Below are 25,008 nucleotides of genomic sequence, written 5' to 3'. Positions count from 1 at the left end.
TATTGCGTGCCGGCTTTCGCCGGGGTGCTGGCAGCGGCTCGCGCTTTGTCATCAGCGTCAAGGGCCTGCGGCCCTTTGCTGACGCTTTCGACGTCAGCCCGTGCGTGCTGCCGCCGCAAGCCCGCGCAGGATGTCGGCCTTCAAGTCGTCGACATCCTCGAGGCCGATCTGCAAGCGGATCAACGGACCTTCATAAGGGCCTTTCGCGACAACTCGGTCGCCAAGCCAGACCGGTACCGCAAGGCTCTCATAGCCGCCCCAGGAGTAGCCGAGACCGAAGATCTGCAGTGCGTCCAGGAAAGCGTGCTGCTCCTTCTGGTCGCCGCCGGCAAGCACGATGGAAAAGATGCCGCTCGAACCGCAGAAGTCGCGTTTCCAGAGATCGTGATCCGGATGGCTGGGAAGGGCAGGGTGGAGCACGCGCGCCACGCCCTTCTGGCCTTCGAGCCACGAGGCGATGGCAAGTGCGCTGCGCTGATGATGCTCCAGCCGCACGCCCATGGTGCGCAGGCCGCGCAGCACCTGATAGACATCGTCGGGTCCCGCACAGCAGCCAAGCGTGCAAAAGCTCTCGTAGAGTTGCTTCCAGCAGGCCTCAGTGGCCGAGACCGTGCCGAGCAGCACGTCCGAATGTCCGGCCGGATATTTCGTCGCCGCGTGGATCGAGATGTCGACGCCATGGTCGAGCGGCCGGAAATAGAGCGGCGTCGCCCAGGTGTTGTCCATCATCACGATGGCGCCGGCCGCATGCGCCGCCTTGGCGATCGCCGGAATATCCTGCACCTCGAACGTGTTGGAGGCCGGCGATTCGGTGAACACCACTTTGGTGTTCGGCTTGATCAACGCCGCGATGCCGGCGCCGACATTGGGCGCATAATACTCGACCTCGACGCCCAACCGCTTCAGCATCGTGTCGGCGAAGTTTCTCGTGGGGTGATAGACGGAATCGACGATCAGCAGATGATCGCCCGCCGAAACGAAGGCGAGCAGCGGAATGGTCACCGCCGCCAGGCCCGATGGCACCACGATCGTGCCGGCGGATCCTTCCAGCGCATCGATCGCCTGTGCAAGGGCATCGGTAGTCGGTGTGCCGCGCGTGCCGTAGGTGTATTTCTGGTTGCGTGCGGCCATCGCGGCGGCATTGGGGAACAGCACGGTCGAGGCATGCACCACGGGCGGATTGATGAAGCCGAAATAGTCGTGCGGGTTGTTGCCCGAATGGGCAAGCCGCGTGTTGATGCCCATCTTTCGGGAACCCTGCTCGCTGCCGTCTTTCGCCATTCTTGGTCGCCTTGTTTGATAAGGCGCTAGCCATAGTGCGGCGTCGTGGGCCGTGCAACAGCCCGCTGTCCGCCAGGAATGGACTTCGGATATGCCAATTCCCGGGTCCGGAAGACATCGCCGGAGTTGATCCTGAATCTGGCCATGCGCATGCGGCAGTACTTGTCGGAAGCTCGCTCGCCGCCGGTCGACTACTGTAGCCAGCTATTGTAACCGGCATGGATTCGCGGCGCCGGCTCACATCTGCGTCAAATGAGCTTTGCCGAGTTAATTCGCGCTTTTGACTAAATCGCGGGCGCATCTGTCTGCAATTCAGGCATTTCAGGCAATCGATTTTCAAACCCGTTGGAATTCGGTCATTTTCCTTGACCTCACGGGAATTATCGCCTTCGATGCTGTTCGTGAATGGGAGGCGGTGCGTCGGTTTGCGATGCGGGGTTTCGGGAATGGGCCGGGCTGGGAGCTGCGTTCACAAGGGAAAAAAGATCAGGGTTTGCCTGAAAAAACAGAAAAGGGTCTGTGGGTCATGAAACATATTGCTATCGGCATTCTTGGCGCCGCCACGCTCGGATTGATGGCGTCGGCCGCGTCGGCCGGCACGCTAGACACCGTCAAGGCGAAGGGCTTCATCCAGTGCGGCGTCTCGACCGGTCTAGCCGGCTTCTCCGCGCCGGACGACAAGGGCGACTGGAAAGGCTTGGACGCGGATTTCTGCCGCGCCGTGGCGGCCGCGGTCTTCGGCGACGGCTCCAAGGTCAAGTTTACGCCGCTCAGCGCCAAGGAGCGCTTCACCGCGCTGCAGTCCGGCGAGATCGATCTCCTGTCGCGCAACACCACCTGGACCAGTAACCGCGACAGCGCGCTCGGCTTGGATTTCGTCGGCGTCACCTACTATGACGGCCAGGGCTTCATGATCAACGCCAAGAAGCTGCCGGGCGTGAACTCCGCGCTGCAGCTTTCAGGCGCCGCCGTCTGCGTGCAGAGCGGCACGACGACCGAACTCAACCTCGCCGACTACTTCAAGAAGAACAAGATGGAGTACAACCCCGTCGTCTTCGAGAAGCTCGAAGAAGTGAACGCAGCCTATGACTCCGGCCGTTGCGACGTCTACACCACCGACCAGTCCGGCCTCTACGGCATTCGCCTGACGCTGGCTTCGCCAGCAGATCATGTCGTGCTGCCCGAGATCATCTCCAAGGAGCCGCTCGGCCCGGCCGTGCGCCAGGGCGATGACCAGTGGGCCCATGTCGTACGGTGGACGTACTTCGCGCTGCTCAACGCCGAGGAGGCCGGCGTCACCCAGGCGAACGTCGACGAGATGAAGACCTCGAACGACCCGAACATCCAGCGCATGCTGGGCACCGAGCCCGACGGCAAGTACGGGTCTGATCTTGGCCTCTCCAACGACTGGGTCGTCAATATCATCAAGGCCGTCGGCAACTACGGCGAAATGTTCGAGCGCAATGTCGGCTCCGGCAGCCCGCTCAAGATCGCGCGAGGCATCAACGCGCTGTGGACCAAGGGCGGCCTGCAATATGGTCCGCCGATCCGCTGATCGAAACGTGATCCGGGAGGCAAATCGTTTGCCTCCCGGTTTCTCTTTCCAGGGGATGGTCCATGGCTTCGCAGGAAATTCTGAGCGAAGAGCCGAACCGCGGCTCCTTCATCAATGACCCGAGAATACGCAGCCTCTTGTTTCAGACGCTTGTGGTTATCCTTCTGTTCGGCTCCATCTGGTGGGTCGTAAACAACGTCATCGATAATCTGCAGCGCCTGCACATTGCGTCCGGCTTCGGCTTCCTGAAGGGTCGCGCGGGCTTTGATATCAGCCAGACGCCCATTGCCTACACGTCGGACTCGACATATGGCCGCGCGATCATCGTCGGCCTCATCAACACCATCATCGTCGCGGTCGTCGGCATCATCACCGCCACCATCATCGGCTTTGTCGTTGGGATTGGCCGGCTGTCGCATAACTGGCTGATCCAGAAGATCTGCACGGTCTATGTCGAGATCTTCCGCAACATCCCGCCGCTGCTGGTCATTTTTTTCTGGTATTCGGGCGTGCTCGCCGTGCTGCCCGCGCCGCGCGACTCCTATCATCTGCCCTTCGGCTCCTTCCTCAACCAGCGCGGCTTCTATTTTCCGAGCGCGATCTGGGGCGACGGCTCCTGGCTGATCCTGGTTGCGCTCGTCGTCGCGCTCGCCATGGCGTGGTTCGTTGCCCACAGGGCACGTCAACGGCAGTTGACGACCGGCCAGCAATTTCCGGTGTTCTGGACCTCCGTGGGATTGATCGTCGGCCTGCCACTGCTCGCTTATGCGCTCAGCGGCTTTCCGGTGACCTTCGATTTTCCGAAACAATCGACGTTCAACCTGACCGGCGGTTTTCAGGTCAAGCCGGAATTCCTTTCGCTCTATCTGGCTCTGTCCTGTTATACGGCGGCGTTTATCGCCGAGATCGTGCGTGCCGGCATCAGGGGCGTCAGCAAGGGCCAGACCGAGGCGGCCGCCGCACTTGGCCTACGGTCCGGGTCAGTCCTGCGGCTGGTCGTGGTGCCGCAGGCCATGCGCATCGTCATCCCCCCGCTGACCAGCCAATATCTCAACCTGACCAAGAACTCGTCGCTGGCGATCGCAATAGGCTATCCGGACCTGACAGCGACCGCCGGCACGGTTCTGAACCAGACCGGACAGGCGGTCGAGGGCGTGCTGATCATGATGGTCGCCTACCTCATACTCAGCCTGGTGACCTCGGCGGTCATGAACGTGGTCAACGCCAGAATGGCGCTGGTGGAAAGGTAAGGCCATGCAGGAACACGATCTGGCCTGGGTGCGCACCGAGATGGCGTTGGCCGAGCGGGCGCCGACGAGCGAACGAGGGCCGGTCGCCTGGGTGCGCAAGAATCTAATCGCGACCACCGGGGACACCATCCTGACGATCCTCGGCGTTGTCATCGTGGCAATGATTCTGCCGCAGGTCATCAACTGGGCCTTCCTCTCCGCCCAGTGGACCGGGCCGGACCGCACGGTCTGCGCGACCGTCGCGCAAGGCGGCATTCAGCCCGACGGCTGGAGCGGCGCCTGCTGGGCTTTCGTCAATGCCAAATTCGGTCAGTTCATGTTCGGCACCTATCCGATTGAGGAGCGCTGGCGGCCGATACTGGTCGCCATCCTGTTCGCGGCACTGCTGGTGCCGATGCTGATACCGCGTGTACCGCGCAAGGGGCTGAACGCGATCCTGCTCTTCCTGGTGCTGCCGATCGTTGCCTTCTTCCTTCTGGTTGGCGGCATGTTCGGCCTGCCGCATGTCGAAACCTCCCGCTGGGGCGGTCTGCTGATCACGCTGAGCCTGTCCTTCGTCGGTATCGCCGTGTCATTGCCGCTGGGCACCGTGCTGGCGCTCGGGCGGCGCTCCAAGATGCCGATCGTCAAGATGCTGTGCATCATCTTCATCGAAGCCGTACGCGGCATACCTCTGATTACCGTCCTGTTTTTCGTCAGCGTCATGCTGCCGCTGTTCCTGCCGGCCGGCGTCACCTTCGACAAGTATCTGAGGGCGCTCATCGGCGTGTCGCTTTTCGCGGCCGCCTACATGGCCGAAGTCGTGCGCGGCGGCCTTCAGGCGATCCCGAAGGGCCAGTATGAAGGCGCCGATTCGCTCGGCCTCGGCTACTGGCAGAAGATGGGGCTGATCGTGCTGCCGCAGGCGCTGAAGCTGGTCATCCCCGGCATCGTCAACACTTTCATCGGCATGTTCAAGGACACCAGCCTGGTTCTCATCATCTCGATGTTCGACCTGCTCGGCATCGTCAAGCAGAACTTCTCCGATGCCAATTGGGCGACGGCGCAGACCGCGAAATCCGGCCTGGTCTTCGCGGCCTTCATCTTCTGGCTGTTCTGCTTCGGCATGTCGCGCTATTCAATGTACACGGAACGCCGGCTCGACACCGGCTACAAACGCTAAACAAAAAAGCAAGGGGACCCCAGCCATGGCCACCGAAAACGCCGTCGGCGCGGAAGAGATCAAGGTCGACGCCGCCAAGATGCATATTTCCACCACCGATGTCGCCATCGACATCGTCGCCATGCACAAATGGTATGGCGAGTTCCATGTGCTCAAGGACATCAATCTGAAGGTGATGCGCGGCGAGCGCATCGTCATCTGCGGACCGTCCGGCTCCGGCAAGTCGACCATGATCCGCTGCATCAACCGGCTGGAAGAGCACCAGAAGGGCAAGATCATCGTCGACGGCAAGGAACTGACCAACGATCTGAAGAAGATCGACGAGGTGCGCCGCGAGGTCGGCATGGTGTTCCAGCACTTCAACCTGTTCCCGCATCTGACCATCTTGGAGAACTGCACGCTGGCGCCGATCTGGGTGCGCAAGACGCCGAAAAAACAGGCCGAGGAAATCGCCATGCATTTCCTCAAGCGCGTCAAGATCCCCGAGCAGGCCAACAAATATCCGGGCCAGCTTTCCGGCGGTCAGCAGCAGCGCGTGGCTATCGCCCGCTCGCTGTGCATGAACCCGCGCATCATGCTGTTCGACGAGCCGACCTCGGCACTCGATCCCGAAATGATCAAGGAAGTGCTGGAGACCATGGTGGGCCTCGCCGAGGAAGGCATGACCATGCTGTGCGTCACCCACGAGATGGGCTTTGCGCGGAAAGTCGCCAACCGGGTGATCTTCATGGATCAGGGCCAGATCGTCGAGCAGAACACGCCGGCTGAGTTCTTCGATCATCCGCGCCATGAGCGCACGAAACTGTTCCTGTCGCAGATCCTGCACTGAGCGGACTGGCGCCGATTCGAGAAAGCCCGGCCGTGCCACGGCCGGGTTTTTTGCGTCTGGCCGATCGGATAATGGTCGCCTTCATTGAGCCGCGACGAAACCGCGAAGCCGCACCGATGAAAAAACTCCTGCGTTTCCTGGTCATGCTGGTTGCAGCAGTGGTGCTCGCCGTGGCGCTCGGCACGCTGGTGCCGCGGCCGCTCTGGCCGGCGGCCGCCGCGGGTGAGGGCACGCGGCGCATATTGGTACTAAAGAACGCGATCCACACCGACATCGCCATTCCGGTGGACGACGAGGTGCGCCGGCGCTTCCGTTTCCTGGCCTATGCCGGCTTGCCTTCGGACGCACCCGAAGTGCACTACCTTGTCTTCGGCTGGGGTGGGCGCGCCTTCTACCTTGAAACGCCGACATGGTCGCAAGTGAAGGCGCTGCCCGTATTCAAGGCTCTGACACTCGACGCTTCGGTGATGCATGTCGACGTGGCCGGCGATATCTCCGAGCCGCATCCCGATGTCGCCGGCTTCGACGTGGACAAGGACCATTTTGCCGCATTGCTCGACTTCATCGAAGCGAGTTTTCAGCAGGGACCGAGCGGCCCGATCGTCATCGACAATGCCGCCTACTCCAATTTCGACCGCTTTTATGAGGCCAATGGCCGTTTCAACGCGCTGATGGGCTGCAACACCTGGACGGCGGCGGCACTGCGCACCGCCGGCCTGCGCACCGGCTGGTGGAACCCGCTGCCGGCGTCGCTTGGGTTGTCGATGCGGCTGTACAATTAGCTTTTGCCGCGGGCTCCTTTCAGCGACGGATGATCTGCTGCTGCCGCCACCCATAAAGCCAGTCCAAGTCCGCCGCGAGATTCTCTCCCGGCCGTGTCGCCAGAAACAGATTGCGCGCCAATGCCACCGGTCCCCGGGCGTGCCAGGCGAGGCGGTTGAGCGCGCCGCGTTTCAGCACCTTTTCGATGCGCGGTCGTCTCAGGTTCTCCCAGATGGTGAGGCTTTGCGTCAGGTCGCCGGGGAAGTCGGCGATCAAAGTGGCAAGCGTCGCGGCATCCTCTATCGCCATGGCAGCGCCTTGTGCTGCGAACGGGGTCATCGCATGTGCGGCGTCGCCGATCAGCGCGATGCCGGGTGGCACGGTCCAGGGCTGCTTCCGTTCGACTGTATGGAGCGGCCAGGTCAGCCATGGGCCAGCCAATTCCACCAGTCTTGCAAGGCCTGCGGCCGTGCCACGCATGGCGCTGGCGAGGATGCTGGGATCGGCAAGGCCTGACCAGCCTTCGGCAATGCGCTCGCCTTTGGTGAAAGCGACAAGGTTGAACGCGTCCCCCTTGCTCACGGGATAGGCGACCAAATGAAAGCCGGGGTGCAGGAAGGTGGTGACGCAGTCGCTGGCACCGATCGCGGCAAACGCATTGCCGGCAGCGCTGTCGACCGAGATCGTGGTGCGCCATGCCAATTCGCCCGAAAACCTGCTTTGGGCGGACGTTACGCCAAACCTGCGCACCGCTGACCAGACGCCATCGGCACCGACCAGCAGAGATCCTTCGGTATCGATGATCTTGCGGCCGACCCCGTCTGTCATGGTGATACCGACTGAACCGGAGGCCACGCTGCTGACCTGCGCGCCGGTGGTAAGCTGGATGTCGGGCATTTGCGCGACGCGCGCCATCAGGGCGTCTTGCAGATCCGCCCGGTGCGCCACGAGATAGGGCGCGCCCCAGCGTTCCTCACCGGCGCCGCCAAGCGGCACGCGCGCCAGTTGGCGCAGGCTCGCGGCGTCCTTCAGCACCACGGCTTCCGGCTTGACGGCATTGGCAAGAAGCGTGTCGAGAACGCCAAGCTGGCGCAGAATGCGCGTCGCGTTTGGAGAGAGCTGGATGCCGGCGCCCGCCGCTTCGAGGCGCTTGGCCTGTTCGAACACTTTTACGGGGTAGCCGCGCTCGGCGAAGGCAATCGCCGCCGTCAGCCCGGCGATTCCAGCCCCGGCAATCACGACCTGCCGGGACCGCGTCTCGCTCATGGTCGGGAGGTCAGGCGGCCTGGTCGATGTAGAGGCAGCCCGCCGGCTGCGTTTCCGTTGCCTTCAGCTTCGGCGAATAGCGGTAGAGGGTCGAGCAATAGGGGCAGACTTTCTCATTGTCGTCGCCCATGTCGAGAAACACATGCGGATGATCAAAAGGCGGGTTGGCGCCCGTGCACATGAATTCCTTGACCCCGATGTCGATTGCCGGATGGCCCGCATCGTTCTGGAAATGGGGAATGGAACCGCCTGCCATCGTCGTCTCCTTAACGCAGTCTCTCTGCATCTGGATCATATCAAGCCTGTTTGCAAGTTCGATGAAATCAAACTGTCGCAAAAGCCTGTCAGAGAACTGTCGCAAAAGCCTGCCACAGGATAAGTTAAGCCGGTTAACCGGCCGAGGCGGGCGGAAGAGCAGGAATCATGAACGAACTGAAGCCGGTACAGAGCGAATTCAACAACGTCACGGCAGCGAGCCCGGAAGGCAATCCGGACCGTTTCGTCAACCGCGAGTTCTCCTGGCTGCAGTTCAATCGCCGCGTTCTCGAAGAATCGCTGAACACCCATCACCCGCTGCTGGAGCGCGTCCGTTTCCTGTCGATCTCGGCCGCCAATCTCGACGAATTTTTCATGGTGCGCGTCGCCGGCCTTGCCGGCCAGGTGCGCGAGGGCATCGTGCTGAAAAGCCCGGACGGACGCACCCCCGAACAGCAGCTCGAACAATTGCTGCGTGAGGTCGAACGGCTGCAGGAGGACCAGCAGAAGAGCCTTTCGGCACTCACGGTGCTGCTCAACAAGGAAGGCATCGAGAGCATCACCCGTGATGCGCTGACCAAGGACGAGAAGACCTGGCTGGAAGAGCATTTCCAGGAGCAGGTGTTTCCGGTGCTCACTCCTCTGTCGATCGACCCGGCGCATCCGTTCCCGTTCATTCCCAATCTCGGCTTCTCGATGGCGCTGCAGCTTCGCCACCGCAAGAATGGCGAAGAGATGAGCGCGCTGCTGCGCCTGCCGGTGGCGCTGAAGCGCTTCATCCGCCTGCCGGACCGCAAGCGCCATGTCCGCTTCATTCCGCTGGAAGAGGCGGTCGGCCTTTACATCGGCAAGCTGTTCCCCGGCTACGAGGTCAAGGGCTCCGGCACGTTCCGCATCATCCGCGACAGCGATATCGAGGTCGAGGAAGAATCGGAAGACCTAGTGCGGCTGTTCGAAACGGCGCTGAAGCGGCGCCGCCGCGGTTCGGTCATCCGCATCGAATTCGACATGCTGATGCCTGGAGAATTGCGCGATTTCGTCGCCGGCGAGCTTGGCGTCTCGTCGAGCCGCATCAGCGTGCTCACCGGGCCGCTGGCGCTCAGCCAGATCTCCGAGATCGTCTCCGTCCCCCGCGACGACCTGAAATTCATACCCTACAACCCACGCTTTCCCGAGCGCATCCGCGAGCATGGCGGCGACTGTTTTGCCGCCATCCGCGAGAAGGACATCGTCGTCCATCACCCCTACGAGTCGTTCGACGTCGTGGTGCAGTTCCTGCGCCAGGCCATGGCCGACCCCGAAGTGGTGGCGATCAAGCAGACGCTCTATCGCACCTCCAACGACAGCCCGATCGTGCGTGCGCTTGTCGACGCGGCCGAGGCCGGCAAGTCGGTGACGGCGCTGGTCGAGCTCAAGGCGCGTTTCGACGAGGAGGCCAACATCCGCTGGGCGCGCGATCTCGAACGCGCCGGCGTGCAGGTCGTGTTCGGCTTCCTCGAACTCAAGACCCACGCCAAGATGTCGCTGGTGGTGCGGCGCGAGGACGGCAAGCTGCGCAATTACGTCCATCTCGGCACCGGCAACTACCACCCGGTCACCGCGCGCATCTACACCGACCTGTCCTTCTTCACCACCGATCCGACAATCGCCCGTGACGTCGCCCAACTGTTCAATTTCATCACCGGCTATGCCGAGCCGACCGCCGAAATGCGGCTGGCGATATCGCCGTTCACGCTGAGGAACCGCATCCTTCAGCACATTTCAGACGAGGTCACCCACACATTGGAGGGACGGCCGGCGCGCATCTGGATGAAAATGAACGCGCTCGTCGACCCCATCATCATCGATGCGCTCTACGACGCCAGCCGCGCCGGGGTGGAAATCGACCTTGTCGTGCGCGGCATATGCTGTCTGCGGCCGCAGGTGCCGGGCCTGTCGGAGAACATCAGGGTCAAGTCGATCGTCGGCCGGTTCCTCGAGCACAGCCGCATCTATTGCTTCGGCAACGGCCATGGCCTTCCCTCGGACGAGGCGATTGTCTACATCTCCTCGGCGGACCTGATGCCGCGCAATCTCGACCGCCGCGTCGAGACCATGGTGCCGATCACCAATCCAACTGTGCATGAACAGATTCTGGGCCAGATCATGCTGGGCAACATCATGGACAATCAGCAAAGTTTCGACGTATTGGCTGATGGAACCTCCCGGCGCGTGGTGCTGGAGGAGGGCGAGGAACCGTTCAACGCGCAGGAATATTTCATGACCAATCCGAGCCTGTCGGGACGGGGTGACGCGCTGAAATCGCATGCGCCCAAGCGTATCGCGCAGTTCAAGCGCCGCAAGAAGAACGCCGCCGCCTGATGCTGTCCAAATCCCAGGGCCGGCTGCAGGACCGCCGACCGCTGTCCATCATCGACATCGGCTCCAATTCGATCCGTCTTGTCGTCTATGAGGGGCTGGCGCGTTCGCCGACCACGCTGTTCAACGAAAAGATGCTGGCGGGCCTCGGCCGCGGCATCGTGTCGACGGGGAAGCTCGACCCCGAAGGGGTGGCGCGCTCGATGGAGGAGTTTCGCCGTTTCCGCGCGCTCTCCGACCAGGCCGGTGCCGAACACATGTACGTGCTGGCAACCGCCGCGGCCCGCGAGGCGATCAACGGTCCCGATTTCATCCATCGCGCCCAGGATGTGCTGAAGACCGAGATCCGCGTGCTCTCCGGCCGCCAGGAAGCGCATTATTCCGCGCTGGGCGTCATCTCCGGCTTCCATCCGGCCAACGGCATTGCCGGCGACCTTGGCGGCGGCAGCCTGGAGCTCATCGACATCGATGGCGAGGCCATCGGCGACGGCATCACGCTGCCGCTTGGCGGCCTGCGCCTGCAGGACATGGCGAAGAACTCGCTCGTCCAGGCGCAGAAGATCGCGCGCCAGGAATTGGCCCGGGCCAAGCTGTTGAAGGGCGGGCAGGGCAGGACTTTCTACGCTGTCGGCGGCACCTGGCGAAACCTCGCCAGACTGCACATGGAGATGAACAACTATCCGCTCGGCGTCATGCACAACTACGAGGTATCGGCCGAAAGTGCTCAAACGTTCCTCAAGCAGGTGGCCAGGGGGGAGGTCGAAAAGGTGAGGGGTATCGAGGGCGTCTCCAAGAACCGCCGCTCGCTGCTGCCATACGGCGCTCTCGTACTGCAGGAGATCATGACGGCGATGCAGCCGTCCAGGATCGTCGTTTCGGCGCAAGGCGTGCGCGAAGGTTTTCTCTATTCGCTGCTCGACGCGGCCGAGCAGAAGGCCGATCCGCTGATCTCGGCCGCCGAGGAGCTTGCGCTCTTGCGCTCGCGTTCGGTCCATCATGCGCATGATCTGGTCGAATGGACCGGCAAGGCCTTCAAGGCATTCGGCATCGACGAGACGGAAGACGAAGCGCGCTATCGCCACGCCGCCTGCCTGCTCGCCGATATCGGCTGGCGCGCTCATCCGGAATATCGCGGCAAGCAGTCGCTCAACATCATCGCGCATGCGTCCTTCATCGGCGTCGATCATCCCGGCCGCGCCTACCTGGCGCTGACCAACGCCTACCGTCATGACGGCGTCTTCAATGAATTGGTGGCGCCCGAAATCAAGGCGCTGGCGCCGCCCCGCCTGTTGGAGCGCGCCCGCGTGCTGGCGGCGATGATGCGCGTCGTCTACCTGCTGACGGCCGCGATGCCCGGCATCATGCCGAGGCTGAAATGGGAAAGCCGCCCCAACGGCGCGCTGGCGCTGGTGCTGCCGGCTTCGCTTTCCGACCTCTACGGCGAGCGCCCGGCCGGCCGGTTGGCGCAACTGGCGCGCATCACCAACCGCCGCCTGGAGTTGGCGGTCGAGGGCGGGCAGAGCGTTTCTGTAAAGTAGCTTGGCAGTACTTTACCTGGGGTAAGCTGGAAAAGTGCGACGATTGGGGTGGAGACATGAAGGTCGGTCGGCTGGTTGTGATATTTTCGGCCCTGTATCTCTCGCTCTTCGGGTCAACCAGTGCGCAAACGCTTTTCACGCTGTCCGTCGTGTCCAAAGGGACATTTGAATTCGATCGGTCCTATCCGGGGGGCGATATTACGAAACGCCCTTTCAATTTTCACCGAATGTTTGGCCTGCCTCCGAACGGAGAAACGATTAACTACTTCGTATTCAAGCCTAGCGATGACGTATTCATGGCCATGAACTCTATGGGTAGGGACAGCTTGTTCTCAACTATTGAGCCCTGTTCTTTTGGTGTCAATAAAGTTCTCGCCGATAGAGCACAGACGATCGGTGGTGAGATCCGGTCCGTTTTCGGCCGGACCGACCTGTTACCCTACCTGAAGAGACGAGAATTGATCCAATCAGACGGGTACATCTACGTTGCAATAGACAGCAATCTTCGGAATTACGTCCGGAACGGCAGCGAATTCGGCTCTGAATGGGTGCCGATGGCGGTGCAGAAAAAGCAGGTTTGTCTCTATATAGGGATCGGGCGGATGGGATATCGCGCCTTTGCCTCGCAGCCCATAAATCTGAGCCGCCTCGCTAACTTCGTCTTCGTCGACTGACGGCCTTTTCCTAGCCTGTGACGCCCTTTCCATCGGCCGACCATGCTCCCCCGCCGGCCATGGCGAGCGCCAGGAAACCGCCCGATATCGCGATATCCTTCATCAGCATCTGCTGGTGCAGGAAAGCGAGCGTCGCATCGCCGGCGCCTTGGCCATAATGGCCGATATAGCCGGCCGCGACGCAGAAGGCGGCCAGCAGCAGCGCCACGATCCGCGTCTGGAAGCCGACGAGGATCAGCAGCCCCGCTATCAGCTCGAAAAGGCCGGTGCACCAGGCGGCGAGCGCCGGCAGCGGCAGACCAAGGCCGGCGAAATAGCTGGTGGTGCCGCCAATGTTGGCGAGCGCCTGGAAACCGGACGGCACGAACAGCACGGCAAACAGCAGCCGCGAAACCATAAGCAATGCATTGCGAGCCATGGCACCCTCCCTTGCCGGCACAGTCGCCGGCGACCATTGCAATCTACGCCTGTGATCCCAAAACGAAAAAGCGGCGCGGAAAATTCCGCGCCGCTTCTTTAGGGTCCTTGGGAGGGGAAGCGTCAGCCGCGCTTGGCGTCGATCGAATAGGCGCCGGCACCCGAGGAGGCCAGCAGCAGGAAGCCGCCTGTGATTGCGAGGTTCTTGAGGAACTGGATCATCTGCATCTGGTCGGCCCAGCCGGTGTGGGCGACCAGCCCGGTCGCGATGGTGAAGATAGCGAGCACCCAGGCTGCGATCCTGGTCTGGAAACCGACAAGGACGGCAAGGCCGCCAAGCAGTTCGATCAGTCCGACGATGACGGCCGTCGCCGTCGGCGCCGGCAGGCCGAGGCCACCGAAGTAGGCGGCCGTGCCGGAAATGGCTGTGAGCTTGCCGAATCCGGAAAGCAGGAAAATGACTGCGAGCAGGATACGGCCGAGCAGGATGGTGACAGAACTGTTGGACGCGGTACCGGCGCCGGCGGCGGAAGTGTTGATGGACATGGTGGCTCTCCGAATGGGTTGAATGACCACTCAGATAGACGATGCCGACTGTTCACCAAAGTCAGCTATGCGGCGACACATTGTTCACAGAATATACATTTCCGTGATTGGGCAGGACGCGCGAAATTCGTATCGGACAGTGCGGCGACGGGAGCAAATTCTCCCGCCGAAAAATATCAGCCGTGGGACGGAAAACGGCTTTGCGCTGTTCCTGGAAGTGCTTACCACGGATGCGTCATGTCCTCCGGCCGCACCAGGCGGTCATAGTCGGCCTCGCTGACCAGTCCGGTTGCCAACGCTTCCTCGCGCAATGTCGTGCCCTTCTTGTGCGCGGTCTTGGCGATCTTGGCCGCGTTGTCGTAGCCGATGGTGGGCGCAAGCGCCGTCACCAGCATCAGCGAACGGTCGAGGGCCGCCTTGATGTTGTCCTCTCGCGCTTCGATGCCGACGACGCAATTGTCTGTGAAGGAGACCGAAGCGTCGGCGAGCAACTGCACCGACTGGAGGAAGTTGTAGGCCATCAGCGGATTGTAGACATTGAGCTCGAAATGGCCCTGGCTGCCGGCGAAGGTCAGCGCCGCATTGTTGCCGAAGACCTGCACGCAGACCTGCGTCATCGCCTCGCACTGCGTCGGGTTGACCTTGCCAGGCATGATCGAGGAGCCGGGTTCGTTTTCCGGCAGCGACAATTCGCCGAGGCCCGAGCGCGGACCGGAGCCAAGGAAGCGGATGTCATTGGCGATCTTGAAGAGTGCCGCGGCAGCCGCGTTGATCGCGCCATGCGAGAACACCATGGAATCATGCGCCGCCAGTGCCTCGAACTTGTTCGGCGCGGTAACGAAAGCGATGCCGGTGATGGCCGCGATGCGATCTGCCACCCGCTCGGCGAAGCCGATTGGCGCGTTGAGGCCGGTGCCGACTGCGGTACCGCCTTGCGCCAGTTCCTGCAGGCCGGGCAGCGTCATTTCGATACGCTTGATCGAGGAGGCGACCTGCGCCGCGTAGCCGGAGAATTCCTGGCCCAGCGTCAGCGGCGTGGCATCTTGCGTGTGGGTGCGGCCGATCTTGATGATGTGATTGAAGTCCCGGCTCTTGGCGGCGAGCGCCTTGTGCAGGTGGTGCAGCGCTGGGATCAGGTCATGTATGATCCGCTCGGCGCAGGCGATGTGCATGGCCGTCGGATAGGTATCGTTCGACGACTGGCTCATATTGACGTGGTCGTTGGGGTGCACCGGCTTTTTCGAACCCATGACGCCGCCCAGCATTTCGATCGCGCGGTTCGAGATCACCTCGTTGGCATTCATGTTGGACTGCGTGCCGGAGCCGGTCTGCCAGACCACCAGCGGGAAATGGTCGTTGAGCTTGCCGTCGATGACCTCCTGCGCGGCTTCGATGATCGCCTTGCCGATGGCCGGATCGAGCCGCTTGAGCTCCATATTGGCCTCCGCCGCCGCCCGCTTGACGATCCCCAGCGCGCGCACGATCGAAGCCGGCTGCTTTTCCCAACCGATCTTGAAATTGCCCAGCGACCGCTGCGCCTGCGCGCCCCAATACCGGTCGGCGGCGACCTCGATGGGGCCGAACGTATCGGTTTCGGTTCTGGTTTTTTCAGCGCTCACGGGAAATCTCCGGTCTGTCGATTTGCGCAAGGGCGTATCGCGTTGCATAACGGGCTTCAAGCGGAGAATGCGGGCGACTGAAATGCAAATCGGTTGAAGATGCTTCCGATCTCCTCACTGGAAGCCTTGGAGGGGAGATCGGCAGCTTCGCGTTCTCAACTCAAAGGCGGACCGACAATGTCGATGCCATTTTCCGCGCAGATCCGCACCAGAGCCTCGATCATCTCCGGCGTCGGCTCCGATAGCGGCGGCAGTTCCAGCTGTTCGGCGGGACGGCTGGTCTGGCGCAGCATCGTCTCGAAATCGGAGCCGCGCGTGATGGTCAGAGTGCGCGCGCCTTCTGCGGATTCGGCCCTGTATGTGTGCGGCAGACCTTTCGGCGCGATGATGGTTTCGCCAGGACCGGCGATCTGGTCGTGGCCGTCGATCCGAAAGCGCAGCTGTCCCTCCAGGACATGAAACACCTCGTCCTCGTGCCGATGCACATGCAGCGGCGGAGAATCGCCATGGGGCATGCGGTGCTCGACGACACAGATGCCGTCCTCGCCCTCCGCCGACGAAATCCCAATGGCAACCAATGTGTTGTTGAACCAGAAGAGTTCCTTGCCTGCGATGGTCCTGTTGATCATTGTCATGACAGCGCTCCCTAGTGCTGGCGGTGCCGACCGAGCGGCGTCTGCGGCTACCTGACCAAGGATTGGCGACCGATGGAAATCGAATGATCGTATGGGGCGGATTGATGCCATGAATTTAAATGCGCTCGACCTCAATCTGGTCAGGGTGCTCGATGCGCTTTTGCGCGAACGAAGCGTAACGCGCGCCGGCGAGCAGATCGGGCTGAGCCAGCCCGCAGTGAGCGCGGCGCTCAATCGCCTGCGTCATGTCCTCAACGACCAGCTGTTCGTGCGGCACGGCAACGACATGGTGCCGACCCCGCGCGCCGAAAGCCTGGCGGAGCCGGTGCGCGCGGCACTGCGCGAGATCGAACGCGTTTTCCAGACTGGGAAGGACTTCGATCCCGCCGGGTTGGAGCGAACCTTCACCTTCATGGGCGCGGATTTCTTCTCCATGCTGCTGATGCCGCCGCTGGCGGCGCGCATCGCGGCGGTGGCGCCCGGTGTGTCGTTCCGCTTTCTGGACAGCGCGCGCGGCGACGTTTCGAGGTTGCTCCAGGACGATGAAATCGACGCTGCACTCGAGCGTCCGCGATCCGGGGGTGAGACGACGTCGCAGGGTGCTGCGGCGGTTCGGCAGCACTTGAGGCAGGCTACAGCCCAGCTTTTCCGTCGACGCCCCGACGAGCGCGGAAGGTCGGTTCCTACTCGGCCAATGGCTTGATCGTCTCGTAACCGTTCACCGATTCCGCGCTGGTGCCTTCATCGTAGCGCCGGGCGAGGGCGGCCTGCAGATCGGGCGAATAGAGCGCGGTGAAGGCGTCGAGTGTCTCTCCGGCTCCGTTCTTGAAGGTTTCCTTGACGGCGAGCACATTGTATTTGCAGTCGCCCAGGCTGAAGGTCTCCTTGCCCTTGACGGCCAGCGTCAGCGTCTTGGTGGCCTTCGGCTGCTTGCTCGGCGACAGTTCGACGAACTCGATCGTGCTCTTGGCTCCCGCCTTGAGAGGAAACAGTTTTCGCAGATCGGAAAATGGGATCATTGCCAGCCGACCGGTCTCGCTATCGCGAAAAACCTCGATCAGGCCGGCATACAGGAACTGCTTCTGCGGTGATTGCTGCTCGTAAGTGTTGGTGACGGAGATCATCCCGCCTGCCGCTGGCCGAAATTCGCTTTGGATACCGGGCCTTGCCAGGACAAAGCCATTCCTCGCCGATTTCGCGTCGACGCACGGGCCACCATGCGCGGCGCCGGCGGTGAACAGGATCGCTGATATGCCAGCCGATAGGGTCTTCATGGCCTTCCCCTTGCCATAGAGCTTGATCTGGATGCCCCTAGACATGGCAGACGCCTGTCGTGCTGTCGATGACGATAGGGCGGCTCCTTCCATACGACGATCGCAATGGCGTGATCTGAACTTTACTGCCGCCCGCTCGCCATGCTGAAATTCCCCGATGATGAATCGCCCTTCGTCCCCATTGCTCTCGCGCCGCAGTTTTCTGGTGCAGGCCGCCGGTCTCGCCGCGGCCGGTGCGCTTTCACGCCCGGCGCTCGGTCAGACCGGGCAGCGCATCCAGCCTGTCGACGCCACCTTCCTGTTCGTCGCCGATGTCCATGCCTGCCGCATGGCAAGCGGCTTGAGCCCCAATTGCCAGCGGGAAGGCAAGACGGACGCGGCGCTGCTGCGCAACGTCGCGGCGTTGAATGCCATCGGTGACAAGGATTGGCCAGCCGAGATCGACGGCATCGCCACGGGCCTGCGGGCGGCCGGCAGCCGCATCGGCACGCCACTCGGCCTTGTCGTCGGCGGTGACATCACCGACGATGGCGGCGGCCAGATCACCGAGCCCAGCGAAGGCACCCAACTTCTGCAGTTCAGCCAGCGCTATCAGCAAGGCATGGGTCCCGACCGCGTGCATGTTCCGGTTTATGTCGGGCTCGGTAATCATGATCTCGATCAGAACGGTCCGCCGCATCATGTCGACTGGTATCGGCGCGAAATGCGCGATTATGTCGAGGTCAATCATCGTGCCGGGGTGTTCTTCAAGCCCCCCGTGCCGGCCACCAGCTACGACGTCGACACCGACTGCTATTCATGGGACTGGGGTGGCCTGCATCTGGTGCAGACCCATCGCTTCGCCGGCGATACCGGCCATGGCGCCGACAACAGCCTGCCCTGGCTCAAGCAGGATCTGGCGACCTATGCGGCGGACGGCCGCCCAGTCGTCCTGTTCCAGCACTATGGCTGGGACAGTTTTTCGATGGAGCGATGGGACCCCGTCAAGAGAGTATTCGACGAGGGTGGCAAGGGAGCGTCGCATTGGTGGAGCGATGCGGACCGTCAGGCATTGCTGGCGGCCCTGAAGGGCTACAACGTCGTTGCCGTCTTCCACGGTCATCAGCATGAGGTGCCGATGATCTATCAACGCGACGGCCTCGACCTCGTCAAGCCGAAAGCCGCCTATATGGGCGGCTTCGCTCTGGCACGTGTCACCGACGACAGCCTGGACGTCGTGTTGGGTGAAGCCGGCGACGACCATGGCGACGTGATTTTCACCAACGCCTTCAGCAAGTCGCTGAAGACGTGAAAAGGGCCGCTCGACGCGGCCTTTTTCACAGCGGTCAAAGCGCTTTCTTGATCTTGTCCTTCACGTCGCCATAGGCCTTCTGCACCTTTCCGGTGGCTTTGTCGGCCATGCCTTCGGCCTGCGCCTGTCTGTTGCCGGTCGCCTTGCCGGCCGCCTGCTTGATGGAGCCTTTCACCTGCTTTGCCACGCCGGCGACCTGATCCTTGTTCACCATTTTTCGCATCTCCCGGGTTTGGTCCGCCTGGCCAAACGAGCCGGCACGGCTTCGGTTCCAGCAGCCGCTGCCTGTGTCGGCAAAACAGGTGCCTTTCGGCGGCCGGCAGGCTAGGGTCCGGCAAGCGCACTCCGCAAGGAGAAAGGCCGCCAAGGAGGGACAGATGTCGGAGTTCACGCTCTATATCGGCAACAAGTGCTTTTCGTCCTGGTCGCTCAGGCCTTGGGTGGCGATGCGGCAGCTGGAGATACCGTTCGAGGAGGTCTTGGTGCGGCTGCGCACGCCCGAGACTTTTGCCAATCTGGCGAAAGTGTCGCCGACCGGTCAGGTGCCCGTCCTGGTTCACAAGCCCTTGAATCAGGATGGCAGGATCGTCTGGGAAACCCTTGCCATCCTTGAATATCTCGCCGACCTCTTTCCTGGGAAAAAGCTGTGGCCAGCCGATATCGGCGCCCGGGCGCTGGCGCGTTCGGCGGCGACCGAGATGCATTCCGGGTTTCGCGAAGTCCGCTATGGCTGGCCGATGAATTTGCGCCGGCCGAAGGGACACAAGCCGCTCGACGCCGAGGGCGAGGCCCAGCGTGCCCGCATCGAGGCGCTGTGGCGCGAGTGCCGTGACAAACACGGCAAGGGCGGTCCGTTCCTGTTCGGCCATTTCACCACGGCCGATGCCATGTATGCGCCCGTCGTCACCCGTTTCGACACCTATGGCGGGGAGCTGGCGCCCGACACCAGGGCCTATGTCGACGCGGTCCTGGCAACACCGGCAATGCGCCAATGGTATGCCGAAGCCGCAAGGGAGACATGGCCGGAACCAGGCCCCGACGAATAGGGCGGGGGCGTGATTCCGAAAAATGGGGCGCATGGTTCTCGTCAAATAGAACGCCCCTCGCGCCTGTTAGCTCGCGGGGGGCGTCTTTGCCATCAGCCTTTCTTTCGATTGCTCTCATGAACTGCTGATGACATGGAGAAAATGCGCGTCTGCAGGGATGGTTCCGGGATGCGGCGATTTTTTTCGAGTTGACGCGGCGTGGTATCCGGTGCGCCGCGATGCCAGCGGTTGGCGAATCCACGGCTTGGGTCATCCGAATTTGACAAGCCGCCAAAAGACCCCTACAAGCAATTCGTCGATATTTGTTTGATTGACTTTTGTTATCCGCGCTTTCGAGCGCGTCTTTGACGAACTTCCCACATCAAAAATCGAGACAACGACGTCGTGCATCCGCATGACGGCGAACGAATATTTGCCATGGAAAGGGTTCGTCATGAGCACCGGCACAGTTAAGTGGTTCAATGCCACCAAAGGTTTTGGTTTTATTCAGCCTGACGACGGCTCCGCGGACGTTTTTGTCCACATCTCGGCCGTGGAACGCGCCGGCATGCGCGACATCGTCGAGGGCCAGAAGCTCGGCTACGAGATGGTCCGCGACAACAAGTCGGGCAAGATGTCGGCCGACCAGTTGAAGGCGGCCTGAAGAAAGAATTCAGCCGTCCCGGTGATCACGGATGTACTGGCATCGGTGAACGGCGAATTCGGGCGCATGGCCATGGGGACCTGAGTTTCCAAGGTTTGTGCTGCCCATCAGGAGCTAGCCTTGTGCATCCAGTTGGATGCGCGGCGCTCCCAGGGAAGGTCAGGCGGTGCCTGGCCTTTTTCATTTTACGCTTGTTGCCGCCGAAAATGCGCTGCGCATTGGGCTGAACGTGCTAAGGGACGCTCCAGCATTTTGAATCCGCCGTCGCATTGCTTTGTGCATGGTCCTGACCGAAGACCCAGTCTCGCCCTATCGGCACCAGGCTCCTGACAGGAGAAAGATTTGACCGCCCATTCGAAGACAGCCGTTGATCCGGCCGTGTCGCTGTTCAGCAAGACGCAAACCCAGTCGATGTCGCTCAACCGCATAATATCCGAGCGCGATGCCGTCAGCCAGGCGCGGGAAGCCAAGACCGCGCGCTTGCGCGAGCTGCGGCTGGAGAAGGAGGCCGACGAGATGGTGGCGGCCGCAGCACTCGCGGCGCTGCCGAAACGCGCCGGAAAACGCTGATGGCCACCAAGCGCGTACCGCCAACGCCGATCGCCGCCGATGCGACCATCGCCGACATGGTCGAAACCCTGGACAAGCCGGTCGAATATGTCCGACGCGTGCTGGAAAAACTCGAACGCTGCAAACGCGCCCATGGCGATGCCCAGGTGCGCGTCGGCGTGCGCGGCCGGGCCGAGTGCCCGAACTACCTCATCGAATATGTCCGCGAAGACGCCAAGACCCATGAGCTGGTCACCTATCAGGATGCTGCCTATAGCGGCAGCACGCATCGTGAGCTGGCGCCGCATCACATCGCGGAAGCCAGGAACTGGTCGCCCGAGGAAATGAACATCACGGCGGTTTCGGCCTTGATCGGCCGCTTGCGCAATCCGCGCGCACCGTCATCGCGTTTCGCCGACGAGGACTGACATGGCCATAAAATTCTCCGCCAAGGACCAGCCGGCAGCACCGGCTTCCGCTGCAAAGCCGGCCAAGCCGGCTGCCGCGCCGAAGGCAGCCGAGACAGCGACGGATCTGTTCAAGTCGCCGGTCGACGCGCCGAAGGGCAAGACGGGCAAGAAGAAGTAGCACCTTGCCTCGGGATGCCGATCGCAACCTTGCCGCTTCGGGGCCGTTTGCCGTGGCAGCCACGACCAGCCTGCCGTCGTCGGACATCGCTGCTGTCTTCGATTGCCAGAGCTGCGGCGCCTGCTGTTCCTATTCGGCCGAGTGGCCGCGCTTCTCCACCGAGGACGACACGCAGCTCGATCGCATCCCGGCGAAATTCGTGGCGGCCGACCTGTCGGGCATGCGCTGTGACGGCGTGCGCTGTTCGGCCCTATCAGGCGAAGTCGGCAAGTCGACCGCTTGCACCATCTATGAACTGCGCCCGGATGTCTGCCGCGCCTGCATGCCTGGCGATGACGAGTGCCTGATGGCACGCCGGGCGCTCGGATTTTCTACCTCTTAACAGGCGGAGTCCTAATGCATGTCGCCCGGAAGTGTCCTCGGTTCCGGGATAACGACATGCATAAAATCAGAAGCTTACAGCAGGTCGGGCGAATCCTATTCGCCGCGACATGCTGTAGTGGCGAGTGTCTGTCGCTTGTGCGCACCCCGCTTGCTGGCTAGGCTGCGTCAGGCAGGGTGCCGGAGGAAATCATCTTGAGCATCGAATTTCTGTTGACGTCGCTGATTGTCGTGGCTTCGCCGGGCACCGGCGTCCTCTACACGCTGAGCGCCGGGCTTTCGCGCGGTGCACGTGCCTCGATCATCGCAGCCTTCGGCTGCACGCTCGGCATCATACCGCACATGGCGGCCGCCATCACCGGCCTTGCGGCGCTGCTGCACACCAGTGCGGTCGCCTTCGAGACCCTGAAATATCTCGGCGTCGCCTACCTGCTCTACATGGCCTGGAACACGCTGAAGGAGAAGGGCGGCCTGAGCGTCGAGGACAATGTCGCGCCGCGCTCGGCCGGCAAGGTGATCGCCACCGGCATCCTCGTCAACGTCCTCAATCCGAAACTGTCGATCTTCTTCTTCGCCTTCCTGCCGCAATTCGTCAGCACCACCGAACCGAATGCACTGTCGAAGATGCTGGAGCTCAGCTCGGTGTTCATGCTTTTGACCTTCGTGGTCTTCGTCGGCTACGGCATCTTCGCGGCCTCGATCCGCAGCCACGTCGTGTCGCGGCCGATGGTGCTGACCTGGATGCGTCGGACGTTTGCCGGCGCCTTCGTCATGCTCGGCGCCAAGTTGGCGCTGGCGGACAGGTGATCGCGCGGCCTACAGCATGTCGCGGCGAATAGGGTTCGCCCGACCTGCTGTAAGCTTCTCATTTCATGCATGTCGTTGTCCCGGAACCGAGGACACTTCCGGGCGACATGCATTAGCCCTTGACGTAACCCATCGCCTCGACGATCCGCCCGCCCGCGACGCGCATCAGATTGACGCCGCGCAGAGAATTGCCGTCGGCCATCCAGTAGCGCCAACGGATCGTGGCGCGGTCGCCGGCCACGAAAGTCTCCTCGATGTCGAAGTGCGTGCCGGGTGCGGTGGCGATCGCCGACCACAACTCGACACAGGCAGCCTTACCGGCTCGGCGCGCGCCCTCCGGCGCCGGTGTGGTGTTCTCGATCACGCAGTCCTGCGCCACCAATTCGTCGAGTGCCGAGGGGTCGTGATGCTGGAACACGTCGTTATAGCGCCGCATGATTTCAGCCGTTTCGCCTGGGTCACTGGATTTTCTCCTTCGTTTTAGTGGTACCGCGTCGACGCCCGGCCGACGCCTCCAAATATGTAGACCGATTTACATATTATGTAGACCGATTGTCATATTTTGGACAAGCCCTATAATGCGCACTCCTGACAGGGGTTGACATGGCGACGGACACGCGCACGCGGATGATCGAGGCGACGGCGCTGCTTTTGCGGCGGCGCGGCTATCACGGCACTTCGCTCAGCGACATTTTGAGTGCCAGCGCCGCGCCGCGCGGCTCGCTCTATTTCCATTTCCCGGGCGGCAAGGACCAACTGGTCATTGAGGTGACGCGCGCCAGCGTGGCCCACGTGACCGAGCGGCTGGGCGCGGCTTTGGCCGCCGAACGCGATCCTGCGGTCGCCGTCCATCACATCTATCAGTCGGTGGGACACATGCTGGAAGAGAATGAATTCTCGCTCGGCTGCCCGGTCGCGCCGGTCGTGCTCGATGCGCCGAACGACGTGCCAGATCTGGCGGAGATCTGCCGCTCTGCCTTCGAACAGTGGATCGGGCTGCTGCGCGAGGCTTTCATGCTGGCGGGAGTGCCCGAGCGCCGCGCGCACGCTCTGGCGCTGCTGGTCGAATCGTCACTGGAGGGGCTGATGGTGATCGCTCGCGCCACCCGGGATCGCGCGCCGCTGAAGGTGGTGGCCGACGAGGTTGCGGCACTGGTCGAACAGGCCGTGCTGGCTGGCAAGAGCGCAAAACATGCCGAAGCAGCCGTCTGAGACTGTCCGGGATTATGCGCCTTGGTTGGGGAAACACGCCGTGGCGCCGAGCACTGGGCCGTTGGCCAAAGCGGTCAGGAAGGATGGCAGCACGGTCGAGAAGGTGTAGGAGATCCGCACCGTCGTGAATCCCGTGAGACCCGAGCAGGTCGTGTTGTTGTCGATGCTGATGTCGGTTCCGGCCAGCTCGAGGCCGTCGCTGGCAGCCATGCTGCTGATGTAGCTTATGGTGTTGGCTGCGCTGTAAACGCCATTCTGCGTGCAGTGGCTCTGCAGCACGCCCACGCAACGCGCACCTGCGGTGGCCGTATCCTGCAGCACATGTTGCGTCCAGAACATGCGGCCGAACTCCACCGTGCCGAACAGCACCAGCAGCAGCGGCACCGACAGCAGCGCGAATTCGACGGCGTTGGCGCCGCTCCTGTCGCGGATGAACGCGGTCAGGCGCTTCAAGACAAGGGGTCTCATTTCGGCTGCATCATGGCCTGGACAGTGATTGTGCCGCTCTTGACGACGCCGACGCCGCCGAACAGAGGCGAGAAAGGCCGGCTGGCGCTGATCGTCACGAACTTGCCGGCAATGCCGCCGGCCGGGCAGGTCGAGCCGCAGGTCACCGATGAGCCCCAGGTGACGTTGCCGGCGGAGCCGGTTGGACAGTAGCAGAGGTCGGCGCCGGATGCCGTGCCGCTTTGGATCGCGGTTGCGGCGCTGGTGTCGTAGGCGATGGTGGCGCCATTATTGATGACGACCTGGACATGGCCGCCGGCGCTGCCGAGACCGCCCGCCACCACCGCTGTGATATTGGCGGCAAGCGTGCCGCCGCCGGTCGAATTGACCTTGTCGGCGCCGAGCAGTGCGTAGTTGGAACCTGCTGACACCGCCGAGCTCAGATCGAACTTCGCTTTCAGCGAGGCGCCGATGTCGACCATTCCAGCCAGAATCAGGATCAGCACGGGACTGATCAGGGCGAACTCGACCGCCGAGGCGCCGGCTGTCTCTCGGGTGAGGAAGCGGGTGAACGCGGACTGCCGCGACGCGTGCGCCATGACAGTTTTGAAACCTCTCAGGAT

At 62.3% G+C, this 25,008-nt stretch carries 30 protein-coding genes; 18 read left to right on the top strand and 12 right to left on the bottom strand.

The window, feature by feature from the left end; translation table 11 throughout:
• Positions 1-93 precede the first annotated feature (93 nt).
• Positions 94-1,281 carry a cystathionine beta-lyase gene (locus FJ970_RS23415; RefSeq protein ID WP_140755738.1) on the bottom strand — a complete coding sequence of 396 codons (1,188 nt, stop codon included), beginning with the start codon at positions 1,279-1,281 and terminating at the stop codon, positions 94-96.
• Positions 1,282-1,807: 526 nt separating this feature from the next.
• Here FJ970_RS23415 and FJ970_RS23410 point away from each other — a divergent pair.
• The 5 genes from FJ970_RS23410 to FJ970_RS23390 all read left to right on the top strand — a co-directional run bounded on the left by FJ970_RS23410 (position 1,808) and on the right by FJ970_RS23390 (position 6,859).
• Entirely contained in the window at positions 1,808-2,836 is a 1,029-nt protein-coding gene (locus FJ970_RS23410) for an amino acid ABC transporter substrate-binding protein (RefSeq protein WP_140755736.1), read from the top strand.
• Positions 2,837-2,898: 62 nt separating this feature from the next.
• On the top strand, positions 2,899-4,086 hold the full coding sequence (locus FJ970_RS23405; RefSeq protein ID WP_140755734.1) for an amino acid ABC transporter permease: 1,188 nt from the start codon (positions 2,899-2,901) through the stop codon (positions 4,084-4,086).
• Positions 4,087-4,090: 4 nt separating this feature from the next.
• Entirely contained in the window at positions 4,091-5,248 is a 1,158-nt protein-coding gene (locus FJ970_RS23400) for an amino acid ABC transporter permease (RefSeq protein ID WP_140755732.1), read from the top strand.
• A gap of 79 nt (positions 5,249-5,327) precedes the next feature.
• Positions 5,328-6,077 carry an amino acid ABC transporter ATP-binding protein gene (locus tag FJ970_RS23395; RefSeq protein ID WP_032919731.1) on the top strand — a complete coding sequence of 250 codons (750 nt, stop codon included), beginning with the start codon at positions 5,328-5,330 and terminating at the stop codon, positions 6,075-6,077.
• A 116-nt stretch (positions 6,078-6,193) separates the two neighbouring features.
• Positions 6,194-6,859, top strand: coding sequence for a TIGR02117 family protein (locus FJ970_RS23390; protein WP_140755728.1), 666 nt, complete (start codon positions 6,194-6,196; stop codon positions 6,857-6,859).
• A gap of 19 nt (positions 6,860-6,878) precedes the next feature.
• Here FJ970_RS23390 and FJ970_RS23385 read toward each other — a convergent pair whose 3' ends face one another.
• Together FJ970_RS23385 and FJ970_RS23380 are read right to left on the bottom strand one after the other, a co-directional pair.
• A complete protein-coding gene (locus tag FJ970_RS23385; protein WP_140755726.1) occupies positions 6,879-8,105 on the bottom strand; it encodes an FAD-dependent monooxygenase in 1,227 nt (408 codons plus the stop codon).
• Positions 8,106-8,115: 10 nt separating this feature from the next.
• Positions 8,116-8,361 carry a zinc-finger domain-containing protein gene (locus FJ970_RS23380; protein ID WP_140755724.1) on the bottom strand — a complete coding sequence of 82 codons (246 nt, stop codon included), beginning with the start codon at positions 8,359-8,361 and terminating at the stop codon, positions 8,116-8,118.
• A gap of 167 nt (positions 8,362-8,528) precedes the next feature.
• On the opposite strand from FJ970_RS23380, the gene FJ970_RS23375 reads away from it, so the two are divergent.
• The 3 genes from FJ970_RS23375 to FJ970_RS23365 are packed head-to-tail and all read left to right on the top strand — an operon-like array spanning position 8,529 to position 12,930.
• The gene (locus FJ970_RS23375; RefSeq protein ID WP_140755721.1) at positions 8,529-10,721 is read left to right on the top strand and encodes an RNA degradosome polyphosphate kinase; all 2,193 of its coding nucleotides are present in this window, start codon (positions 8,529-8,531) and stop codon (positions 10,719-10,721) included.
• Positions 10,721-12,256 carry an exopolyphosphatase gene (gene ppx / locus FJ970_RS23370; RefSeq protein WP_140755719.1) on the top strand — a complete coding sequence of 512 codons (1,536 nt, stop codon included), beginning with the start codon at positions 10,721-10,723 and terminating at the stop codon, positions 12,254-12,256. Before FJ970_RS23375 ends, ppx begins: the two co-directional genes overlap by 1 nt.
• Positions 12,257-12,312: 56 nt before the next feature.
• A complete protein-coding gene (locus FJ970_RS23365) occupies positions 12,313-12,930 on the top strand; it encodes a hypothetical protein (protein ID WP_140755717.1) in 618 nt (205 codons plus the stop codon).
• A 10-nt stretch (positions 12,931-12,940) separates the two neighbouring features.
• Here the strand turns inward: FJ970_RS23365 and FJ970_RS23360 are convergent, their stop codons facing one another.
• The 4 genes from FJ970_RS23360 to FJ970_RS23345 all read right to left on the bottom strand — a co-directional run bounded on the left by FJ970_RS23360 (position 12,941) and on the right by FJ970_RS23345 (position 16,147).
• Positions 12,941-13,348: a DoxX family protein gene (locus FJ970_RS23360; protein ID WP_140755715.1), complete on the bottom strand. Its 408-nt coding sequence runs from the start codon at positions 13,346-13,348 to the stop codon at positions 12,941-12,943.
• 122 nt (positions 13,349-13,470) lie between these two features.
• Positions 13,471-13,893 (bottom strand): DoxX family protein, encoded by a 423-nt coding sequence (locus FJ970_RS23355; protein ID WP_127277320.1) that lies wholly within the window; start codon positions 13,891-13,893, stop codon positions 13,471-13,473.
• A gap of 221 nt (positions 13,894-14,114) precedes the next feature.
• Entirely contained in the window at positions 14,115-15,512 is a 1,398-nt protein-coding gene (gene fumC, locus FJ970_RS23350; protein ID WP_140755713.1) for a class II fumarate hydratase, read from the bottom strand.
• A gap of 155 nt (positions 15,513-15,667) precedes the next feature.
• Positions 15,668-16,147, bottom strand: coding sequence for a cupin domain-containing protein (locus FJ970_RS23345; protein ID WP_140755711.1), 480 nt, complete (start codon positions 16,145-16,147; stop codon positions 15,668-15,670).
• 109 nt (positions 16,148-16,256) lie between these two features.
• Here FJ970_RS23345 and FJ970_RS23340 point away from each other — a divergent pair, with 109 nt between their 5' ends.
• Positions 16,257-16,850 (top strand): LysR family transcriptional regulator, encoded by a 594-nt coding sequence (locus FJ970_RS23340; RefSeq protein WP_227791881.1) that lies wholly within the window; start codon positions 16,257-16,259, stop codon positions 16,848-16,850.
• Here FJ970_RS23340 and FJ970_RS23335 read toward each other — a convergent pair.
• The gene (locus FJ970_RS23335; RefSeq protein ID WP_227791880.1) at positions 16,831-17,466 is read right to left on the bottom strand and encodes a hypothetical protein; all 636 of its coding nucleotides are present in this window, start codon (positions 17,464-17,466) and stop codon (positions 16,831-16,833) included. The two genes, FJ970_RS23340 and FJ970_RS23335, sit on opposite strands and share 20 nt — an antisense overlap.
• A gap of 112 nt (positions 17,467-17,578) precedes the next feature.
• On the opposite strand from FJ970_RS23335, the gene FJ970_RS23330 reads away from it, so the two are divergent.
• Positions 17,579-18,712, top strand: coding sequence for a metallophosphoesterase (locus FJ970_RS23330; RefSeq protein WP_140755709.1), 1,134 nt, complete (start codon positions 17,579-17,581; stop codon positions 18,710-18,712).
• A 34-nt stretch (positions 18,713-18,746) separates the two neighbouring features.
• Here the strand turns inward: FJ970_RS23330 and FJ970_RS23325 are convergent, their stop codons facing one another.
• On the bottom strand, positions 18,747-18,935 hold the full coding sequence (locus FJ970_RS23325) for a CsbD family protein (protein WP_181178288.1): 189 nt from the start codon (positions 18,933-18,935) through the stop codon (positions 18,747-18,749).
• Between the two features lie 154 nt (positions 18,936-19,089).
• Between FJ970_RS23325 and FJ970_RS23320 the strand changes: the two genes are divergently transcribed.
• The 7 genes from FJ970_RS23320 to FJ970_RS23290 all read left to right on the top strand — a co-directional run bounded on the left by FJ970_RS23320 (position 19,090) and on the right by FJ970_RS23290 (position 22,726).
• Positions 19,090-19,758, top strand: coding sequence for a glutathione S-transferase family protein (locus tag FJ970_RS23320; protein ID WP_140755705.1), 669 nt, complete (start codon positions 19,090-19,092; stop codon positions 19,756-19,758).
• 433 nt (positions 19,759-20,191) lie between these two features.
• Positions 20,192-20,401: a cold-shock protein gene (locus FJ970_RS23315; RefSeq protein WP_010915421.1), complete on the top strand. Its 210-nt coding sequence runs from the start codon at positions 20,192-20,194 to the stop codon at positions 20,399-20,401.
• Between the two features lie 342 nt (positions 20,402-20,743).
• A complete protein-coding gene (locus tag FJ970_RS23310; RefSeq protein WP_140755703.1) occupies positions 20,744-20,971 on the top strand; it encodes a hypothetical protein in 228 nt (75 codons plus the stop codon).
• Positions 20,971-21,378: a hypothetical protein gene (locus FJ970_RS23305; RefSeq protein ID WP_140755701.1), complete on the top strand. Its 408-nt coding sequence runs from the start codon at positions 20,971-20,973 to the stop codon at positions 21,376-21,378. The genes FJ970_RS23310 and FJ970_RS23305 overlap by 1 nt, the downstream gene beginning before the upstream one ends.
• 1 nt (position 21,379) lies before the next feature.
• Positions 21,380-21,538: a hypothetical protein gene (locus FJ970_RS23300; RefSeq protein ID WP_140755699.1), complete on the top strand. Its 159-nt coding sequence runs from the start codon at positions 21,380-21,382 to the stop codon at positions 21,536-21,538.
• Positions 21,539-21,590: 52 nt separating this feature from the next.
• Entirely contained in the window at positions 21,591-21,920 is a 330-nt protein-coding gene (locus FJ970_RS23295) for a YkgJ family cysteine cluster protein (protein WP_227792191.1), read from the top strand.
• A gap of 194 nt (positions 21,921-22,114) precedes the next feature.
• Complete coding sequence (locus FJ970_RS23290) at positions 22,115-22,726, top strand: LysE family translocator (protein ID WP_023766446.1); 612 nt, start codon at positions 22,115-22,117, stop codon at positions 22,724-22,726.
• 112 nt (positions 22,727-22,838) lie between these two features.
• On the opposite strand, the gene FJ970_RS23285 is transcribed toward FJ970_RS23290, so the two are convergent.
• Positions 22,839-23,162, bottom strand: a complete 324-nt coding sequence (locus tag FJ970_RS23285) for a nuclear transport factor 2 family protein (RefSeq protein WP_227791879.1) — start codon at positions 23,160-23,162, stop codon at positions 22,839-22,841.
• 167 nt (positions 23,163-23,329) lie between these two features.
• Here FJ970_RS23285 and FJ970_RS23280 point away from each other — a divergent pair, with 167 nt between their 5' ends.
• Complete coding sequence (locus FJ970_RS23280) at positions 23,330-23,938, top strand: TetR/AcrR family transcriptional regulator (protein WP_140755693.1); 609 nt, start codon at positions 23,330-23,332, stop codon at positions 23,936-23,938.
• A 12-nt stretch (positions 23,939-23,950) separates the two neighbouring features.
• On the opposite strand, the gene FJ970_RS23275 is transcribed toward FJ970_RS23280, so the two are convergent.
• Together FJ970_RS23275 and FJ970_RS23270 are read right to left on the bottom strand one after the other, a co-directional pair.
• Positions 23,951-24,391, bottom strand: a complete 441-nt coding sequence (locus FJ970_RS23275) for a TadE/TadG family type IV pilus assembly protein (protein WP_224590443.1) — start codon at positions 24,389-24,391, stop codon at positions 23,951-23,953.
• A gap of 11 nt (positions 24,392-24,402) precedes the next feature.
• Entirely contained in the window at positions 24,403-24,984 is a 582-nt protein-coding gene (locus tag FJ970_RS23270; protein WP_140755689.1) for a TadE/TadG family type IV pilus assembly protein, read from the bottom strand.
• Positions 24,985-25,008: the final 24 nt, after the last annotated feature.

It is taken from the genome of Mesorhizobium sp. B2-1-8, from assembly GCF_006442545.2.
Lineage (GTDB): Bacteria > Pseudomonadota > Alphaproteobacteria > Rhizobiales > Rhizobiaceae > Mesorhizobium.
This window is presented reverse-complemented; position numbering and strand designations above follow the sequence as displayed.

Coding starts and splice junctions, on each gene's coding strand:
- FJ970_RS23395 (WP_032919731.1), top strand. CDS start 5,328: ATGCATATTTCCACCACCGATGTCGCCATCGACATCGTCGCCATGCAC.
- FJ970_RS23315 (WP_010915421.1), top strand. CDS start 20,192: ATGAGCACCGGCACAGTTAAGTGGTTCAATGCCACCAAAGGTTTTGGT.
- FJ970_RS23345 (WP_140755711.1), bottom strand. CDS start 16,147: ATGACAATGATCAACAGGACCATCGCAGGCAAGGAACTCTTCTGGTTC.
- FJ970_RS23410 (WP_140755736.1), top strand. CDS start 1,808: ATGAAACATATTGCTATCGGCATTCTTGGCGCCGCCACGCTCGGATTG.
- FJ970_RS23340 (WP_227791881.1), top strand. CDS start 16,257: ATGAATTTAAATGCGCTCGACCTCAATCTGGTCAGGGTGCTCGATGCG.
- FJ970_RS23330 (WP_140755709.1), top strand. CDS start 17,579: ATGATGAATCGCCCTTCGTCCCCATTGCTCTCGCGCCGCAGTTTTCTG.
- FJ970_RS23320 (WP_140755705.1), top strand. CDS start 19,090: ATGTCGGAGTTCACGCTCTATATCGGCAACAAGTGCTTTTCGTCCTGG.
- ppx (WP_140755719.1), top strand. CDS start 10,721: ATGCTGTCCAAATCCCAGGGCCGGCTGCAGGACCGCCGACCGCTGTCC.
- FJ970_RS23365 (WP_140755717.1), top strand. CDS start 12,313: ATGAAGGTCGGTCGGCTGGTTGTGATATTTTCGGCCCTGTATCTCTCG.
- FJ970_RS23385 (WP_140755726.1), bottom strand. CDS start 8,105: ATGAGCGAGACGCGGTCCCGGCAGGTCGTGATTGCCGGGGCTGGAATC.
- FJ970_RS23270 (WP_140755689.1), bottom strand. CDS start 24,984: ATGGCGCACGCGTCGCGGCAGTCCGCGTTCACCCGCTTCCTCACCCGA.
- FJ970_RS23285 (WP_227791879.1), bottom strand. CDS start 23,162: ATGCGGCGCTATAACGACGTGTTCCAGCATCACGACCCCTCGGCACTC.
- FJ970_RS23415 (WP_140755738.1), bottom strand. CDS start 1,281: ATGGCGAAAGACGGCAGCGAGCAGGGTTCCCGAAAGATGGGCATCAAC.
- FJ970_RS23360 (WP_140755715.1), bottom strand. CDS start 13,348: ATGGCTCGCAATGCATTGCTTATGGTTTCGCGGCTGCTGTTTGCCGTG.
- FJ970_RS23390 (WP_140755728.1), top strand. CDS start 6,194: ATGAAAAAACTCCTGCGTTTCCTGGTCATGCTGGTTGCAGCAGTGGTG.
- FJ970_RS23375 (WP_140755721.1), top strand. CDS start 8,529: ATGAACGAACTGAAGCCGGTACAGAGCGAATTCAACAACGTCACGGCA.
- FJ970_RS23405 (WP_140755734.1), top strand. CDS start 2,899: ATGGCTTCGCAGGAAATTCTGAGCGAAGAGCCGAACCGCGGCTCCTTC.
- FJ970_RS23335 (WP_227791880.1), bottom strand. CDS start 17,466: ATGTCTAGGGGCATCCAGATCAAGCTCTATGGCAAGGGGAAGGCCATG.
- FJ970_RS23400 (WP_140755732.1), top strand. CDS start 4,091: ATGCAGGAACACGATCTGGCCTGGGTGCGCACCGAGATGGCGTTGGCC.
- FJ970_RS23355 (WP_127277320.1), bottom strand. CDS start 13,893: ATGTCCATCAACACTTCCGCCGCCGGCGCCGGTACCGCGTCCAACAGT.
- FJ970_RS23280 (WP_140755693.1), top strand. CDS start 23,330: ATGGCGACGGACACGCGCACGCGGATGATCGAGGCGACGGCGCTGCTT.
- FJ970_RS23300 (WP_140755699.1), top strand. CDS start 21,380: ATGGCCATAAAATTCTCCGCCAAGGACCAGCCGGCAGCACCGGCTTCC.
- FJ970_RS23305 (WP_140755701.1), top strand. CDS start 20,971: ATGGCCACCAAGCGCGTACCGCCAACGCCGATCGCCGCCGATGCGACC.
- FJ970_RS23325 (WP_181178288.1), bottom strand. CDS start 18,935: ATGCGAAAAATGGTGAACAAGGATCAGGTCGCCGGCGTGGCAAAGCAG.
- FJ970_RS23380 (WP_140755724.1), bottom strand. CDS start 8,361: ATGGCAGGCGGTTCCATTCCCCATTTCCAGAACGATGCGGGCCATCCG.